General features: G+C 46.0%; 12 protein-coding genes and 1 tRNA gene. 7 read left to right on the top strand and 6 right to left on the bottom strand.

Annotation, left to right across the window (positions count from 1 at the left end; translation table 11 throughout):
• Positions 1–48 precede the first annotated feature (48 nt).
• The 3 genes from groES to WC496_00250 form a co-directional block, all read right to left on the bottom strand.
• Positions 49–339, bottom strand: a complete 291-nt coding sequence (gene groES, locus WC496_00260; GenBank protein MFA5291445.1) for a co-chaperone GroES — start codon at positions 337–339, stop codon at positions 49–51.
• Positions 340–352: 13 nt separating this feature from the next.
• The gene (locus WC496_00255) at positions 353–751 is read right to left on the bottom strand and encodes a response regulator (GenBank protein MFA5291444.1); all 399 of its coding nucleotides are present in this window, start codon (positions 749–751) and stop codon (positions 353–355) included.
• Between the two features lie 262 nt (positions 752–1,013).
• Positions 1,014–1,703: an isochorismatase family protein gene (locus tag WC496_00250; GenBank protein MFA5291443.1), complete on the bottom strand. Its 690-nt coding sequence runs from the start codon at positions 1,701–1,703 to the stop codon at positions 1,014–1,016.
• Between the two features lie 170 nt (positions 1,704–1,873).
• Here WC496_00250 and trmB point away from each other — a divergent pair, with 170 nt between their 5' ends.
• Positions 1,874–2,500: a tRNA (guanosine(46)-N7)-methyltransferase TrmB gene (gene trmB / locus WC496_00245; protein MFA5291442.1), complete on the top strand. Its 627-nt coding sequence runs from the start codon at positions 1,874–1,876 to the stop codon at positions 2,498–2,500.
• A 6-nt stretch (positions 2,501–2,506) separates the two neighbouring features.
• Here trmB and WC496_00240 read toward each other — a convergent pair whose 3' ends face one another.
• Positions 2,507–4,417 carry a hypothetical protein gene (locus WC496_00240; GenBank protein ID MFA5291441.1) on the bottom strand — a complete coding sequence of 637 codons (1,911 nt, stop codon included), beginning with the start codon at positions 4,415–4,417 and terminating at the stop codon, positions 2,507–2,509.
• Between the two features lie 329 nt (positions 4,418–4,746).
• Here WC496_00240 and rimO point away from each other — a divergent pair, with 329 nt between their 5' ends.
• Together rimO and WC496_00230 are read left to right on the top strand one after the other, a co-directional pair.
• Entirely contained in the window at positions 4,747–6,105 is a 1,359-nt protein-coding gene (gene rimO, locus WC496_00235; protein MFA5291440.1) for a 30S ribosomal protein S12 methylthiotransferase RimO, read from the top strand.
• Positions 6,102–6,758 carry a CDP-alcohol phosphatidyltransferase family protein gene (locus tag WC496_00230; GenBank protein MFA5291439.1) on the top strand — a complete coding sequence of 219 codons (657 nt, stop codon included), beginning with the start codon at positions 6,102–6,104 and terminating at the stop codon, positions 6,756–6,758. Before rimO ends, WC496_00230 begins: the two co-directional genes overlap by 4 nt.
• Here WC496_00230 and WC496_00225 read toward each other — a convergent pair.
• The gene (locus WC496_00225) at positions 6,755–7,888 is read right to left on the bottom strand and encodes a patatin-like phospholipase family protein (protein ID MFA5291438.1); all 1,134 of its coding nucleotides are present in this window, start codon (positions 7,886–7,888) and stop codon (positions 6,755–6,757) included. The genes WC496_00230 and WC496_00225 overlap by 4 nt on opposite strands.
• A gap of 244 nt (positions 7,889–8,132) precedes the next feature.
• On the opposite strand from WC496_00225, the gene ppdK reads away from it, so the two are divergent.
• From ppdK to lepA, 4 genes are all read left to right on the top strand, one after another.
• Entirely contained in the window at positions 8,133–10,853 is a 2,721-nt protein-coding gene (gene ppdK / locus WC496_00220) for a pyruvate, phosphate dikinase (protein ID MFA5291437.1), read from the top strand.
• Between the two features lie 93 nt (positions 10,854–10,946).
• Positions 10,947–11,019: transfer RNA gene (locus tag WC496_00215), tRNA-His, on the top strand.
• Between the two features lie 50 nt (positions 11,020–11,069).
• On the top strand, positions 11,070–12,218 hold the full coding sequence (hemW, locus tag WC496_00210) for a radical SAM family heme chaperone HemW (protein ID MFA5291436.1): 1,149 nt from the start codon (positions 11,070–11,072) through the stop codon (positions 12,216–12,218).
• A gap of 74 nt (positions 12,219–12,292) precedes the next feature.
• Complete coding sequence (gene lepA, locus WC496_00205; protein MFA5291435.1) at positions 12,293–14,089, top strand: translation elongation factor 4; 1,797 nt, start codon at positions 12,293–12,295, stop codon at positions 14,087–14,089.
• A gap of 17 nt (positions 14,090–14,106) precedes the next feature.
• Here lepA and WC496_00200 read toward each other — a convergent pair whose 3' ends face one another.
• Positions 14,107–14,895: a metallophosphoesterase gene (locus WC496_00200; protein ID MFA5291434.1), complete on the bottom strand. Its 789-nt coding sequence runs from the start codon at positions 14,893–14,895 to the stop codon at positions 14,107–14,109.
• Positions 14,896–14,928: the final 33 nt, after the last annotated feature.

The following is a 14,928-nucleotide window of genomic DNA, read 5'->3' as shown; positions in this document are numbered from 1 at the left end:
TTTCTATATTTTTTGATTTTAATTATTTGTGCCTTTGTGCCTTAGTGGCTATTTCTCAATAACTGCCATGATATCTGTTTCGTCCATAATCATATACTCTTTGCCGTCGAGTTTTACTTCTGTGCCGGCATAACTTGTAAAGAGCACTTCATCGCCCTTTTTAACCTGCATCTGGCTTCTTGAGCCGTCTTCGAGCAGTTTCCCTTCGCCTGTGCTGATTATCTTGCCGCGCTGCGGCCTTTCCTTCGCTGAATCCGGAAGAACTATTCCGCCGGCAGTTTTGCTTTCCGCCTCGATACGTTCGACAAGCACCTTGTCGGCCAATGGTCTGATTTTCATTTCCTAATTCCTTTCAACTGTTAAACAAATTACTGTTATATCTTTTGACAAAAAGCCTGTGAAGCTGATTTTGCAGCAATGCAATATCCACCGGCTTATTCATCACGCTAAACACATCTAATTCCAGCGCCGCGGTAAGCAGTTTTTCTTCTGCGTCCTCGGCCAGAAGGATGCACGGCAGCAGCGGAAAATTGCTGCGGATAATTCTTATCATTCCAAGGCCGCTGAGCATTTTCGAATTCATATCGACAATGGCCGTATGAATTCGTCTCTGCTGGAGAACATTCAGGGCCTCATCGGCCTGCCTGACCATCAGCAGCTCTACGGAACGGTCTCTGAATATCTGTCTGACCGCATCCGGCCAGGCCCAGTCGGAACCGTTAATAAGCACCTTTATATTTTCTATGGCCATAAAGTGTCCGTAACAATATATAGACTGTAAAGAAGCAAATAATGTGCCATTGCCGGGAAGGATTGCTTTTGCGATTCTAACTCATTATAAATAAATGAATTAAAAGGTGTCAGGAACCTTTTTTTATTTTTTCTTACTGGCAAAATTGCAGGTCAGATTTTTCCCCCCTGCCAGCATGGCAGGTAAATATTAAAATACAAGAGCAGAAATGCCTGATATTAGGAGGTAATTGTAGAAGCAGAAAAATAGAATTTCGTGTTTGTTACGCAATTTGCGTCTGGAGCTTTTCCTCTTTTTCAGAGGCCTTGCAGAGTTTGCAGTCGCATACGCCTGCGGTGCGAAGATGAGTTGCCCCGGCTATGTTTTTGGTTTCCGCCAGAATCGCTCCCTTTGCCTTCATTTTTCGAAACGCGATATCCGCCGCGTTCCTGTCGAGCACGCCAATCGCGTCGGTAAGAACGACCACTCTTTTTCCTCTCTGCAAAAGACCGAGAACTGTTGACGCTACCGCGCCTTCGGCAATAGCGCCGATTACGACAAACTCATCGGCTCTAAGCTCTGTAAGCAGTCTTTCGGCCCGTGGTTCATCGAACGGATTTTCGCATCTTTTGTTCAGTATTATCTGGTCGAAACGTACAAACAGGTCTCTTGACAGGTCCGTGGAATTATCCGCTTCGAATACAAATCTTTTATTGCGGAGGGTATATGAAATCTTTTTCTGGCCGTCAGAACCCATTATACAAAGGTTGTCGCCGTTTCTTCGCTCTTTGCACAGCGCGGTTGAAACAACCCTGATATGCTTTGTTCTTGCCCAGGCGTATGCTCTCCTGATATTCATCAGAACCCTGCGATGGTTTTTTATACAGGCTGAGCCGCTTGCTATCATGAAGTCTTTCTGCGTATCGACATCAATCAGCACTCGTTTTCTTCGTAATTTTATTGGCCTTATCATAGCCTTAAGTCCGAATAAACATTCTTATTTCCATTAGTTCTTACGCAACTGGCGGCATGATAGTTTCACAAAATCTGTATCGTTTATTTTAAAACTTGACTTAATTATAGTTTGGCGTAAAAAATCAATCTGTTGAAATAATTTAAAAAAAAGCAGAGAATGGTTCTTTCATGGCTAAAAAACCGCTAAAAGAATATCACGATATCGCCTTGCCGGAGGAAGACGTACGGGGCAAAATCGATTTTTCGGACGTTTTCCGACATTCTGCGCCCCTGCACATCGAAATCGGCTTCGGCAGAGGCACTTTCCTCGTTAATCAGGCAATTGCTTTCCCGCAGATAAACTTTTTTGGCATAGAATGGGCGAACAAATTCTATAAATACACCGTAGATAGAATTGGGCGAAGGGCTGTAGGGAATGTTCGCGTAATACGAACTGAGGCAGCCCTTTTTTTGTCTGAACACATCGCCGATAAATCCGTCGAATGCTTTCATATCTATTTCCCCGACCCATGGCCGAAGAGGTCGCATCATAAAAGAAGGTTCATCTCCGCGGAAAATGTCACGCAAATGATTCGATGCCTGAAAAAACACGGCCTGATTAATATCGCCACCGACCACAAAGATTACTTCCAGTGGATGCAGAATGTTTTCGAAGGTTTCACTGGAAAATTAAAACCTGTTGAATTCACCAAACCTGCCGGCGCGAAAGAAAACGAACTGGTGGGTACAAATTACGAAAGAAAGTATCTGAAAGAAAAAAGAGAAACCTTCACTCTTGCTTTTAAAAAGGTGTAATAAAGCTTATTTTTTAGTTTTAGACTTATTAGGACTCTGATTCGGATTCTGAGGAGAACACGGGTCTTTCCGATTAGCTTCCTGTTTGGCTTTTTCAGCTTCGGCTTTTTCCCTGTCGGCATCAGCCTTTGCTTTGTCAGCTTCCGCCTGCGACTGTTCGGCCTGAGCCCTTGCCTTTTCGGCTTCCGCTTTTGTCTTGTCAGCTTCGGCTTGCGCCTGGTCGGCCTGGGCTTTTGCCTTTTCGGCCTGTGCCTTTACGCTGTCCGATTCGGCTTTTGCCTGTTCGGCCTCGGCCTGAGCCTTTGCCGCCCTGGCCTGTGCCTCTTCAGCCTGAGCCTTGATTTTTTCTGTTTCCATTTTGTCGGCATCAGCTTCGGCTTTTGCCTTTTCAGCCTGGGCCCTTGCGTTCTCGGCTTCGGCTTTGGCTTTTTCAGCCTCGGCCTGTGCTTTTTCAGATTCATTCTGGAGCTTTTCAGCCTTGGCTTTTTCCATGGCAGCATCAGCCTTTGCTTTTTCGGCCTGGGCTACCGCGTTTGCCGCTTCGGCCATCGCCTGTTCAGATTCAATTTTTGTTTTTTCAGCTTCGGCGGAAGTTTTTGCGGCTTCGGCCTCAATCCTGGCCTTCTCCGTCGTTGCCTCAGCAGCTTTTTGTTTGACGTGTTCGGTATAGGCCTTGTCGCCGAACGGATCGGTCAGAACTTCTCCCAGTCCGGCGTCATATTTGGGTGTAGCCTGTTTTTCCTGTACCATTTCAAGCATTCTCGCATATTCCATTCCGCCGGAAGAAATGCTTGGCGTAAGAATGAAAACAAGCTCTGTGCCTGACTCTTCAAAATCCCGGCTCGAAAACAGCATACCGACAAGCGGAAGGTCCTTGAAAAACGGAGCGCCGCGAAGCACATCGCGTTTTTCGGTTCTTCTAATACCGCCTATGATTAGACTGTTGCCGGGTCTTATCCGGTTTTCTTCAACAATAATAGACCGTTCTGTGATAACAGAGGCCTGAACGACACCTTTGGGTTTGGTGCTCGAACCGATTTTTATTTCTGTGCTAAGACCCACCGAACCGTCCGCGAAAACGTGCGGAGTAACTTCAAGAGAGTCCTCGACCCACTGATACTCCGTAATGGAATACGGCAATACATTATTTTGCGTAACGATTTTCTCGATAGGAACGTCGTCTCTCGAAATAATCTTGGCTTTTTTGCCATTTACTGTCTCAATGGTAGGATTCATCAGGATTTTCAGATACCCTCTTGAGACGAGCATATCGACCAGAATATTTATCTTGCTGCTCGAGTAACCAACGCCCATGCCGAAAGTAGAACGCTTGGTTTCACGAATGGAAGCACCCGGAAAACTGGGCAGCAAAGCGCCTAAGCTGTCCCTTTTACCGCTCAAAGTAAGTTTTTCGCCGAACAGGTCTTCAATTTCTACGGTTGTTTCCCTGTCCATTGTCTTATCAGCGTAAAGTTCGACAATCATACAGTCTATATTGACCTGGATGGGAGATAAATCGATGGCTTTCAAAAATTCGAGAGCCTTATCAGCTTCCTGGTCGCCGGCACAATGGATAACAAGCTGATTGGTGGCATCATTTGCAGTTACCTTGTAACCAAGCTGATTGGTAACGATAGTCGCCATCTGAGCCGCAGGCTGCTGTCGAGTGAAATAGAATACTTTCACGCCGTCTGCTACTTTTACTCTTTGGGGCGGTTGAAGGTACATAGTGGGAAGAGGATTGTTGACGCTCGGATTGGCCCTGATTTGACTTATGTCGCTTAGCGTTGCCCTGGCTTCGAGTTCTCCCGGCTTATCGTTAAATACTTCTCCACAGCCGCTTAAAAAAACTGCGCAGAGAAAGTACAGAATTATCAGGCATTTTATTTCAATTTTGCCAGGTCGAATGTGGTACATGATTCGCTTTTTCTGTAAGTAATGACCGGTTTAAATGTATTGTTGTATTATATTGTACATTTCGAAGAATAAGTCAAATTTAAACTGCGAAAAAAACGGAAAATTGCTGAAAAATTACAATTTTAAGCTGTATCGTGACACTGCTGCTTCTGATATTTTACGGTTCTTTTGTCGTTTACAAATAAACGAATTGTTGTAAATTACAACACCGTTAAATTAAGTCCTATAAGCTTTCTAAACCTTTTCCTTTTCGCTGTCTGAAATTCATTCATGGCTTTTTTTACACAAATAAATATAATACGTCTTTTATATAAGAAAGAAACCCGATTGTGTCTACAATAAATAAAAACAACCGGAAACCTGTTACGGTAGGCTTTATCGCGCTGGGCTGCCCGAAAAATATCGTCGATTCGGAAAAGATGCTTGCGCTCATCGCCGAGGCAGGGTTCATAATCGACTACGATGCCGACAGTGCCGATGTTGTGGTAATCAATACCTGCGGATTCATAAAACCCGCCGTTGATGAAGCCGCTGAAGTCATAAACCAGACCCTTGCCAAAAAACGTAAAGGAAAAATCAAAAAAGTCGTTGTCGCAGGCTGTCTGCCGGAAAGATTGAAGGAAAAACTTCTCGAACAATTCCCGAAAATAGACGCCGTTGTTTGTCTCGGCGCAAGAGATAATATCGCAGGTGTAATTGAAAATCTTTTCGGCGATGATAGACCAAAATTTTACGGCAGCCCCGCCAACTGGGTAAATACGATTCAAAAAGACGCCGACAGGCTTTTGATAACTCCTTCGCACTGGGCATACCTGAGAATAAGCGAAGGCTGTGACAGGACCTGCTCATTCTGCACAATCCCTTCTATAAAAGGAAAATTCCGAAGCAAGCCGCTGAATGACATTGTTGCGGAAGCAAACCAGCTTGCCGAGTCCGGAGTTAGGGAACTTTCCATAATCGCCCAGGACAGCGCAAACTGGGGAAAAGACCTCGGCGAAAAAGACGGTCTTGTAAAAATCATCGGCGAACTCGAAAAAATCGAAAAGCTAAAATGGATTAGGCCGATGTACCTTAATCCGTCCGGCATTACCGACCGGCTCATCGAAACTATCGCACAGAGCAAAAAAATCACACATTATATAGATATGCCGATTCAGCATATTAGCAATGAAATATTAAAAGCGATGCACCGGCCAGATACGAAGGAGAAAATCGCCGCCCTTATCGAAAAACTGCGAAAAAACATTCCTGACGTCGTACTGAGAACAACTGTAATTGTCGGCTTCCCCGGCGAGACTGAAAAGCAATTTGCCGAGCTTGTCGAGTTTGCAAAATGGGCTCGTTTTGACGCCCTCGGTTGCTTTACATTCTGGCCTGAACAGGGTACAAAGGCCGCGGAATTGTCCGGCCGGGTACCGCATAATATCAAGGAAGACAGACAGCAGCAGCTTATGTTTGTTCAGCAGCAGATAGCCTTTGAGAAAAATAAAGCCCGTCAGGGTCAGGTTATCGAATGTCTGATTGATGAAAATGGTTCCGAGGGACAGACCCTGGGCCGATTCTACGGCCAGTCCCCCCATATTGACAGTATTTGCTTCGTCGATAACTGTACCGACCCGCCCGGCAGCTTTGTAAAGGCGAAAATTACAGGCTTTAAAGATTACGACCTGCTTGCGGAAAAGATTTGATTTTTCTTTCAGTATTCTATATCTTTTTGAATATGCTAAAGCAGATTCCAAACATCCTGACAGGCGGCAGACTCGTACTGGCCGTTATTTTCCTTGTGATGATTTTTCGTGAACCTTCCCTGCCTGCCGACAGGGACATGTCGTTTCCCGGTTATCTTGATTATGCCTTTATAATTTTTGTCATTGCCGGCCTTACTGATATGTTTGACGGTTACGCCGCCAGGAAACTCAATGTCGCCAGCAAATTCGGAAGAATAGTCGACCCCCTCGCCGACAAAGTTCTCATCTGCGGCGCATTCGTTGTCTTCGCAATCATCGGCCAGCCGAAACTTTTCGGTTTTACAAAACTTCAGAATTCCGTAATTCAGTGGAGCTTTGTGGGAATCATTATCGCAAGAGAGGCGGCTGTTACAATTCTGCGGCAGTGGTGCGAAGCAAAAGGAATCAAATTCCCCGCCACTCTAAGCGGAAAACTCAAGATGAGCGTGCAGGCTTTCGCCGTCGGCACAGTTGTTGTAAAAATGGCTCACGTCCAGACAGCATATTGGGGTTACTGGTTTACCACCATTACTTATTTGTTTGCGCTTTTCATTACGGTTTACAGCGGCCTGCTAAGTTTAAAGAAAGCCAAAAGACTCGCTCAGGCAAGTTAATCTATAGCCAGCGTCTTTTTCCATTTATCGCCGGCTTTGCCCATCTCGAACCCCATATCGAAAAGTTTTTTCATTTCAATTTTATCGAATATTTTCCTGCTGCCGGGTACATAATCGCCCGGAATGCACATATAGTTGAATCCGATTTTATCGTCCTCGGCCAGATTGTATATCCGGTATAAATCGTTCCACGTCTGCATTTTCATCAGCGTCAAAAAGGAACGGTTCAATATCTTCAGAGAATTTCGTTTCACTTGTTTGTATTCAGCGGTTACTTTGCCGTTTTTGATGATATAAATATTACAAAGTTTGTCCGGCATTTTCTCCGCCGGCATGAAGGGCTTAAAATGGCTGAATACGCCTGTTACGACTCCTCCGTCAACGTGCATTTCGTCATATTTTTCGCCTTCGGCTTCGACGTCGAAATAGACCGGCGGGAAAACACCCGGATACGCCGCCGATGCAAGCAGAACTTTTCTGAACAACGCAGGCGCTTTAGGATTTTTACTGGACGCAATCGCGCCCATATCCCAAATCATAAAACGCTGAGCATCCAGATAAGTTGTCCCGACATAAAGACGCCGGCCTTTGGCATATTCCCTCGCGATGGCGGCAAGTTTTTCGTCCGTAAAAGTTTTCGCAATCAAATCAGCCAGAGGTTTCGTGTCCGCATACGATTCGTGCCACAACATCCCCAGCACGCCAAACAAAGACTTAACATTAAAAACGTCTTTGGATTCAATTGTGGTGTATATCCGCCTTAACTCTTCATCACACTGAGAACCGATAAAAGCCAGTGGCGCCGTCAAAGCCCCCGTGCTGATTCCCGTAACAATCTGAAAAGTCGGCCTGACCCCGGTTTCCGTCCAGCCGCACAAAACTCCTGCGCCGAAAGCTCCGTTGGCCCCGCCGCCGGAAATAGCTAAAAAATTGCAACTACTCGAATCCGCTGAAAGCTGCCCGATATTCGGCACATAATCTTCTTCGAAAACTCGGATATTGGGAGGCATTCCCGTTAAAACTGCTTTGGAAATCAGACGCTCCGGAACAGCACGGCGGACGGGCCCGCAGCCTGATAACAATAAAGCCGACAGCAGTAAAACAAATAATAGCGTTCTGTTATGCTTCATTTTGCCTTTTTGGAGTCATACTAAAACAGCAATTATGTATGTATATACATATTAGTCAATCATTAAAAAGACAAAACAACACTACTTTGGGTTTTTGCCCCTTCTTAAATACTGAAAAGGGTTGACATACATTTGCCGTATCCCTATACTTATGCGCCTCATTTAGCTTCCAATGTGTTTTTCTAAATGTTTTATTTTTAAATCCGCAACAGCGGAAAATATTTATTTAAGGAGATTTACAGAGATGGCCAATGTTAAGAAAATGGTTTACTTTTTCGGCGGCGGAAAAGCCGAAGGTAACGCAAAGATGAAAGAACTCCTCGGCGGCAAGGGAGCGAATCTTGCCGAGATGGCAAGCCTCGGCGTGCCTGTACCTCCGGGCTTCACTATCACGACAGAAGTCTGCACTTATTTTTATCAGAATAAAAAGAAATATCCTGCGACCATTAAAGCCGATGTCGAAAAGGCAACGGCTAAAGTCGAGCAGATAATGGGCAAAAAATTCGGCGACCCGAAAAATCCTCTGCTCGTTTCCGTCCGCAGCGGCGCTCGAAGCAGTATGCCCGGTATGATGGAGACCGTTCTTAACGTCGGCCTTACTGAAAAAACTATTCCCGGCCTCGTCGCTCTCAGCGGCGATGAAAGATTCGTCTATGACGCGTATCGCAGATTGATGATGATGTACAGCGATGTCGTTATGGAAAAAGCAGCCGGTATCGAACCTGCCGATGATATGGGCATCCGCAAACAGCTCGACAGAATAATGGACCAGCTCAAGAAGCAGAAAGGCTATACGACAGATACTGAAATGACCGCCGATGACCTCAAGGGTCTCTGCGCAAAATTCAAGGCGAAGATTAAGGAAGTTCTTAAGAAAGAATTTCCTGATGACGCCAATAAACAGCTTTGGGGCGGCATCGACGCTGTGTTCTCATCGTGGAACGGTAAAAGAGCCATCTCCTACAGAAGAATCGAAAACATTCCCGATGAATGGGGCACAGCGGTTAACGTTCAGTCGATGGTATTCGGCAATTTAGGCCAAACAAGCGCAACTGGCGTTGCTTTCACTCGCGACCCTGGCAATGGCGAAAAGAAATTCTATGGCGAATACCTCGTCAACGCACAGGGCGAAGACGTCGTCGCAGGCACCCGGACACCCGGCCCGATAAATGAAGTCTCCAAAAGCGAACACAACAAAACAGAGGTTTCGCTCGAAAAGAAAATGCCGAAAGCCTATAAGGAATTGGACGCGATACAGAAAAAACTCGAAAAGCATTATCGCGATATGCTCGACATAGAGTTCACTATTGAAAACAACAGGCTGTTTATGCTGCAGTGCCGTGTCGGCAAACGTAACGGGCCGGCTGCGGTTAAAATGGCTGTCGATATGCTGAAGGAAAAACTCATTACGCCGGAAATGGCGGTTATGCGTGTTACGCCTGCTCAGCTCGATGAACTGCTGCACCCGATTATCGACCCGATTGCGGAAAAAACGCACAAGGCACTTGCAAAAGGTCTGCCGGCAGGTCCCGGTGGCGCATGCGGCCAAATCGTTTTCAATGCTGTCGATGCAGTCGAATGGAAAAAGCAGGGCAGGAACGTTATTCTCGTTCGTGAAGAAACAAATCCCGAAGACGTTGAAGGCATGCGTGCAGCAGAGGCAATTCTCACCGCTCGCGGCGGTATGACAAGTCACGCCGCTCTGGTTGCTCGCGGCTGGGGCAAATGCTGCATCGTCGGCTGCAGCGCCATTGAAGTCGATTACGCAAAAAAACAGCTTCACGTTGACGGTAAAGTTATGAACGAAGGCGAGTGGATTACGCTTAACGGCACAAAAGGCGTTTTCTACGAAGGCAAGCTGACAATGATGGACGCTTCAACGAAAAATAAAGAGCTTAATGACTTCCTGAAAATCTGCGATAAGATTCGTAAACTTGGTATTCGTACCAACGCTGAAACACCTGCAGATGCTATGAACGCAAAACAGTTCGGCGCAGAGGGCATCGGCCTTTTCAGGACAGAACATATGTTCTACGGCAAAGGCGCGGACCAGCCCCTGTTTTTGCTCCGCAAGATGATTATGAGCGGTTCCGTAGCCGAAAGACAAAAAGCTCTTGACCAGCTTTATCCGTTCGTTAAAAAGGATATAAAGGCAACGCTCGAAGCGATGGATAATCTGCCGGTCGTGATTAGACTGCTCGACCCGCCTCTGCATGAGTTCGTTCCGCAGGATGCCGACAAACGCGCAGCCCTTGCCAAAGAACTCGGCATTAACGCCGACGAGTTTAATAAGCGTGCCGATTCTCTGCACGAATCCAACCCTATGATGGGACACCGCGGCGTAAGGCTCGGCATTACCTATCCAGAAGTAAGTACAATGCAGATAAAGGCTATTTTTGAAGCCGCTGCCGAATTGACAAAGACCGGCAAAAAACCGTATCCGGAAATTATGATTCCGGTCGTCTGCGATGTAAAGGAAATAGAATTCCAGCTGAAACTGGCCAAAGATATGTACGCTGAGGTCTGCAAAAAGACAGGTGTTAAGAAAATTCGTCATATGTTCGGAACGATGATTGAAATTCCGCGTGCCGCTCTCGTCGCAGGTCAGATTGCTGAAGTTGCAGAATTCTTCTCATTCGGCACAAACGACCTGACGCAGATGGGCTTCGGCTTCTCGCGTGACGATATCGGCGGTTTCGTCCCGGATTATATCGGCAAGGGCATTCTGCCGGGAGACCCGTTCCAGAGTATCGACCAGATTGGTATCGGCGAACTGATTAAAATCGCCATCGAACGCGGCAGAAAAACCCGCAAAACTCTCGAAATCGGAATTTGCGGCGAACACGGCGGCGACCCGGCAAGTATTGAATTCTGCCATAAAGTCGGTATGGACTACGTTTCCTGCTCGCCTTTCAGGGTTCCGATTGCAAGACTCGCAGCGGCCCAGGCCGTAATTAAAAATTGATTGTTTTTTCGGACAGTAAAAGTTTATAATTACTTTAAATCTTGTATTTAAAATGTAAATATAGGGGCAACCCCCCTGTGGTTGCCCTTTATGGTGGGTGTAGCTCAGCTGGCAGAGCATTAGATTGTGGTTCTAAGGGTCGCGGGTTCAAACCCCGTCACTCACCCTTCCAAAAATGTTTAGCCCCCGCACCTGTGGCGGGGGTTTTTCTTTTTTATGAATAATAATTTGCCAAAAGCCGTTTATATCCATATTCCTTTCTGCAAAAGAAAATGCAGCTACTGCGGCTTTTACTCAAAATCTCCGCAGGAGTACGATGTTGGAAAACTTTTAGACGCCGAGATTGCAGAGCTTGAAAAAAGCCCCGTCGATAAACCTGTACGAACTTTATACATCGGCGGCGGAAATCCATCCTGCATTGGGCATGACCTGCTGTGTGGTTTTTTGAAAAAGGTTTTAACTCTTACCGGCAAACCGGACGAGTTCACCGTCGAAGTCAACCCTGCCGATGCGGACGAAAAACTGATTAAAAGTCTTTTCGAACTTGGCGTCAATCGCATCTCAATCGGCGTTCAATCTTTCAGCGACAAAGAGCTTGCATTTCTCGGCAGAGGGTATTCAGCAGCGCAGGCACAAAAAACAATAGAGACCTGCAAAGCGGCAGGTTTTAAAAACATCAGCATTGATTTGATTTTCGCCCTTCCCCCTGTCCTGAGCGAAGCTGAAGGAGGCTCGGATTTGCAATGCTGGCGGCAAAATCTCGATAAAGCTGTTGAAATGAACGTAACGCACATAAGCGCGTATAGCCTTACTTACGAGAAAAACACGCCTCTGGAAAAGTCCAAATCTTCCGGCAGGATAAAAACCGTCGATGAGGAAACCGACAGGCAAATGTATGAAACGGCCATAGAAACTCTCGGCGGCGCCGGTTTTAATCATTATGAAATTTCCAATTTCGCTAAACCCGGCTTCGAATGCAAACACAATCTGACTTATTGGAAGAATGATTTTTATATCGGTATCGGCCCGGCTGCCTGCAGTTACATCGAACACCGGCGAATTGAAAATATAAACGACATAGAAAAATATATTATACAAAAAGACGCCGTGGCGGAAACTTTTGAAATAAGCCTGCAGGAAAAGGCCTGCCAAACGGCCGTGCTCGGTTTAAGATTAATAAAAGGAATTGACCTTGCTGAATACAAACAGAAAACAGGCTTCGATATTTCTGAACTTTTCAAAGTTTCGATTGAAAACAATCTGAAAGTCAATCTCCTGCAAATCAAAGACAATCGCCTGAGCCTTACAAAATCCGCCCTGTCAGTTGCCGATAGTGTCCTGTGCGATTTTTCGCAGCCGGATTAAACAAATCCAATCGGTATTGCTTTAAGCCCGATGATTAGTTATAGTAATAGTTTGTTAATTTCTGAAAAAGACGGATGAATATAGAGAATATACGAAATTTTTGCATTATCGCCCATATCGACCACGGCAAAAGCACCCTGGCCGACAGGCTCCTACTGATGACAGGCACCGTCAACCAGCGAGATTTTAAGGACCAGATGCTCGACACTATGGACATCGAGCGCGAGCGCGGCATAACCGTCAAAGCCTCTGCCGTAATGATGAATTATAAGCATGAAGACAAAGATTATATGCTCAATCTCATCGACACGCCCGGCCACGTCGATTTCCATTATGAAGTCTCGCGTTCGATGACCGCATGCGAAGGCGCGATTCTCGTTGTCGATGCCACACAGGGCGTCGAAGCTCAGACCGTCGCCAATGCATATCTTGCTATCGACTGCGGCCTTGAGATTATTCCGGTTATCAATAAGGTTGACCTCCCTGCCGCCCAGCCGCAGGTCGTTGCCGAAGAAATCGAGCATATTCTCGGCATAAATAAAAATGAATGTTTTCATATCAGCGCAAAAAGCGGCATAGGCGTTGATGAACTTCTCGAAGCGATAGTTACACTGCTGCCTCCGCCCGGTATCGATACCGATGAACATATCAAGGCCCTGATTTTCGACAGCCATTTCGACCCCTACCGCGGCGTGATTTGTTATGTCAGAGTTTTTTCAGGAACTCTTCAGGCCGGCCAGAAAATAAAAATGATGGGCACTGCCCGTCCCTACCTGATTACCGAACTTGGCAAATTTACGCCGTCGATGAAGAAAATTGATTCGCTCGGCGCCGGCGAAGTCGGCTACGTAATAGCGAATATCAGAAATTTGTCCGATGTTATCATCGGCGATACGATAACTCTCGGCAGCGACCCCGCGGAAAAACCTTTGCCCGGCTACAAAAAACCGCAGCAGATGGTCTTCAGTGATTTTTACCCCGGAAATAATACTGATTATAATCATCTTCGCACAGCGTTTGAAAAACTTGCCCTCAACGATGCGAGTTTCTCGTTCTTTCCGCAGAACAGTCCCGCTTTGGGCTTTGGTTTCCGCTGCGGCTTCCTCGGAATGCTGCACATGGAAATCATTCAGGAACGCCTCGAACGCGAAAACGATATCGAAGTCGTCCAGACCGCACCGACTGTAACTTATGAAGTCCTTACGACAGACAATGAAGTTTTGAGAGTCGATTCGCCCAGCCAGTTGCCGGAACCGACAAAAATAGAAGAGCTTCGCGAGCCGATTGTAAAACTGGAAATCATAACACCCAAAGACAGCATCGGCGGAATTATGCAGCTCGCCGAGCAGCGAAGATGTGTGCTCCTGAAGACAGACTATATTAGTGTTACTCGCGTAATGATGGAATTTCGCGCCCCGCTGGCGGAAATCGTTTACGACTTTTACGACCAGCTCAAGGGCATAAGCAGAGGTTACGCCACAATGGATTATGAGCTTATCGGCTTCGAGGCGGCAGACCTTGTCAGAATCGAAATTCTCATCAACAAAGATGCGGTTGACGCGTTAAGTCTTATCGTTCATCGTTCCAACGCCGAGGCCCGCGGCAGAAAACTCCTGCTGAAACTGCGAAAGGCAATCCCCCGCCACCAGTTCGAGATACCTCTGCAGGCCGCCATCGGCGGAAAGATTATCGCCCGCGAATCCATCAAGGCTTTCAGGAAAGACGTAACCGCAAAACTCTACGGCGGAGACGTTACTCGTAAAATGAAAGTTTTGAAAAAACAGAAGGAAGGCAAAAAAAGAATGAAGAATATCGGCAGTGTGCAGATTCCTCAAAAAGCCTTTATGAGCATCCTTGATACAAGCGATTAGTATCGCACAGTTACATCTTATCTGTCTATATACTGCGTGGAATAGCTGATTTTACCGTTCTCATATTGATAAATCCTGAAAGCCGCCTGCCTGCCGAGCCATTCCGAGACCGGCGAGCAAACATACATCGGCACCTTCCCGAGCCAGTGCAATTCGTCCCTGTGAAAGTGCCCAGTTATAACAGCTTCCACATTGTGCGCGTTTATCATTTTTGTAAATTTCCTTTCCACATCCCTCGGCCATGAATCATGAAAACGGTTATTGTAGAAATCCCGCCCTGCAGGTATGTGACCGAATATAATAATCGGCTTGTTCCCGGCAGAGTTGAGTTCTTTCTCGAACCATTCGAAAAAATTCATGTCAAAGGCATTGGAATCGTTCGCCGGCGAATTGGCATAAATAAAAATAAGAACTACGTTATTGTTTTCCCGGCTATAGTTTAGTTGGCCGAAATTTTTTATGTACAGCGCTTTCGATTTTTCATTTGGGACATCATGATTGCCCGCGACAAAATAAATCGGACTCTTAAGTTTTGAAAATACTTTTTTCGCCTCTTTTACCGCGTTGCCGTCGGCGATATTGTCAGACATTATATCGCCTGTGTTGACGACGAATTCCACTTTAAAAGGCAGTGAATTAATTTTTTTGATAATCTTTTCTGTCCGTTCGATATTTTCCTTCGATTTTAAATGAGTATCTGTAATCTGCACGAAATAAAAATTCGCGTCAGCGGTAACTCTCCCCTGCCCGCCGAACGCTGAAAAGGTAAATATGCAAACAATGACGATTAAATAAATCTTTTTCATCTGTCGACACCTCCGATAAAATAAGGTTTCTTT

It is taken from the genome of Phycisphaerae bacterium (assembly GCA_041652575.1).
In the GTDB taxonomy this organism is placed as follows: Bacteria; Planctomycetota; Phycisphaerae; order Sedimentisphaerales; family UBA12454; genus UBA12454.
The sequence above is the reverse complement of the archived record's forward strand: the minus strand, read 5'-3'. Positions and strand labels throughout refer to the sequence as shown.

Coding starts and splice junctions, on each gene's coding strand:
- WC496_00255 (MFA5291444.1), bottom strand. CDS start 751: ATGGCCATAGAAAATATAAAGGTGCTTATTAACGGTTCCGACTGGGCC.
- WC496_00200 (MFA5291434.1), bottom strand. CDS start 14,895: ATGAAAAAGATTTATTTAATCGTCATTGTTTGCATATTTACCTTTTCA.
- trmB (MFA5291442.1), top strand. CDS start 1,874: ATGGCTAAAAAACCGCTAAAAGAATATCACGATATCGCCTTGCCGGAG.
- WC496_00225 (MFA5291438.1), bottom strand. CDS start 7,888: ATGAAGCATAACAGAACGCTATTATTTGTTTTACTGCTGTCGGCTTTA.
- hemW (MFA5291436.1), top strand. CDS start 11,070: ATGAATAATAATTTGCCAAAAGCCGTTTATATCCATATTCCTTTCTGC.
- lepA (MFA5291435.1), top strand. CDS start 12,293: ATGAATATAGAGAATATACGAAATTTTTGCATTATCGCCCATATCGAC.
- groES (MFA5291445.1), bottom strand. CDS start 339: ATGAAAATCAGACCATTGGCCGACAAGGTGCTTGTCGAACGTATCGAG.
- WC496_00250 (MFA5291443.1), bottom strand. CDS start 1,703: ATGATAAGGCCAATAAAATTACGAAGAAAACGAGTGCTGATTGATGTC.
- ppdK (MFA5291437.1), top strand. CDS start 8,133: ATGGCCAATGTTAAGAAAATGGTTTACTTTTTCGGCGGCGGAAAAGCC.
- WC496_00240 (MFA5291441.1), bottom strand. CDS start 4,417: ATGTACCACATTCGACCTGGCAAAATTGAAATAAAATGCCTGATAATT.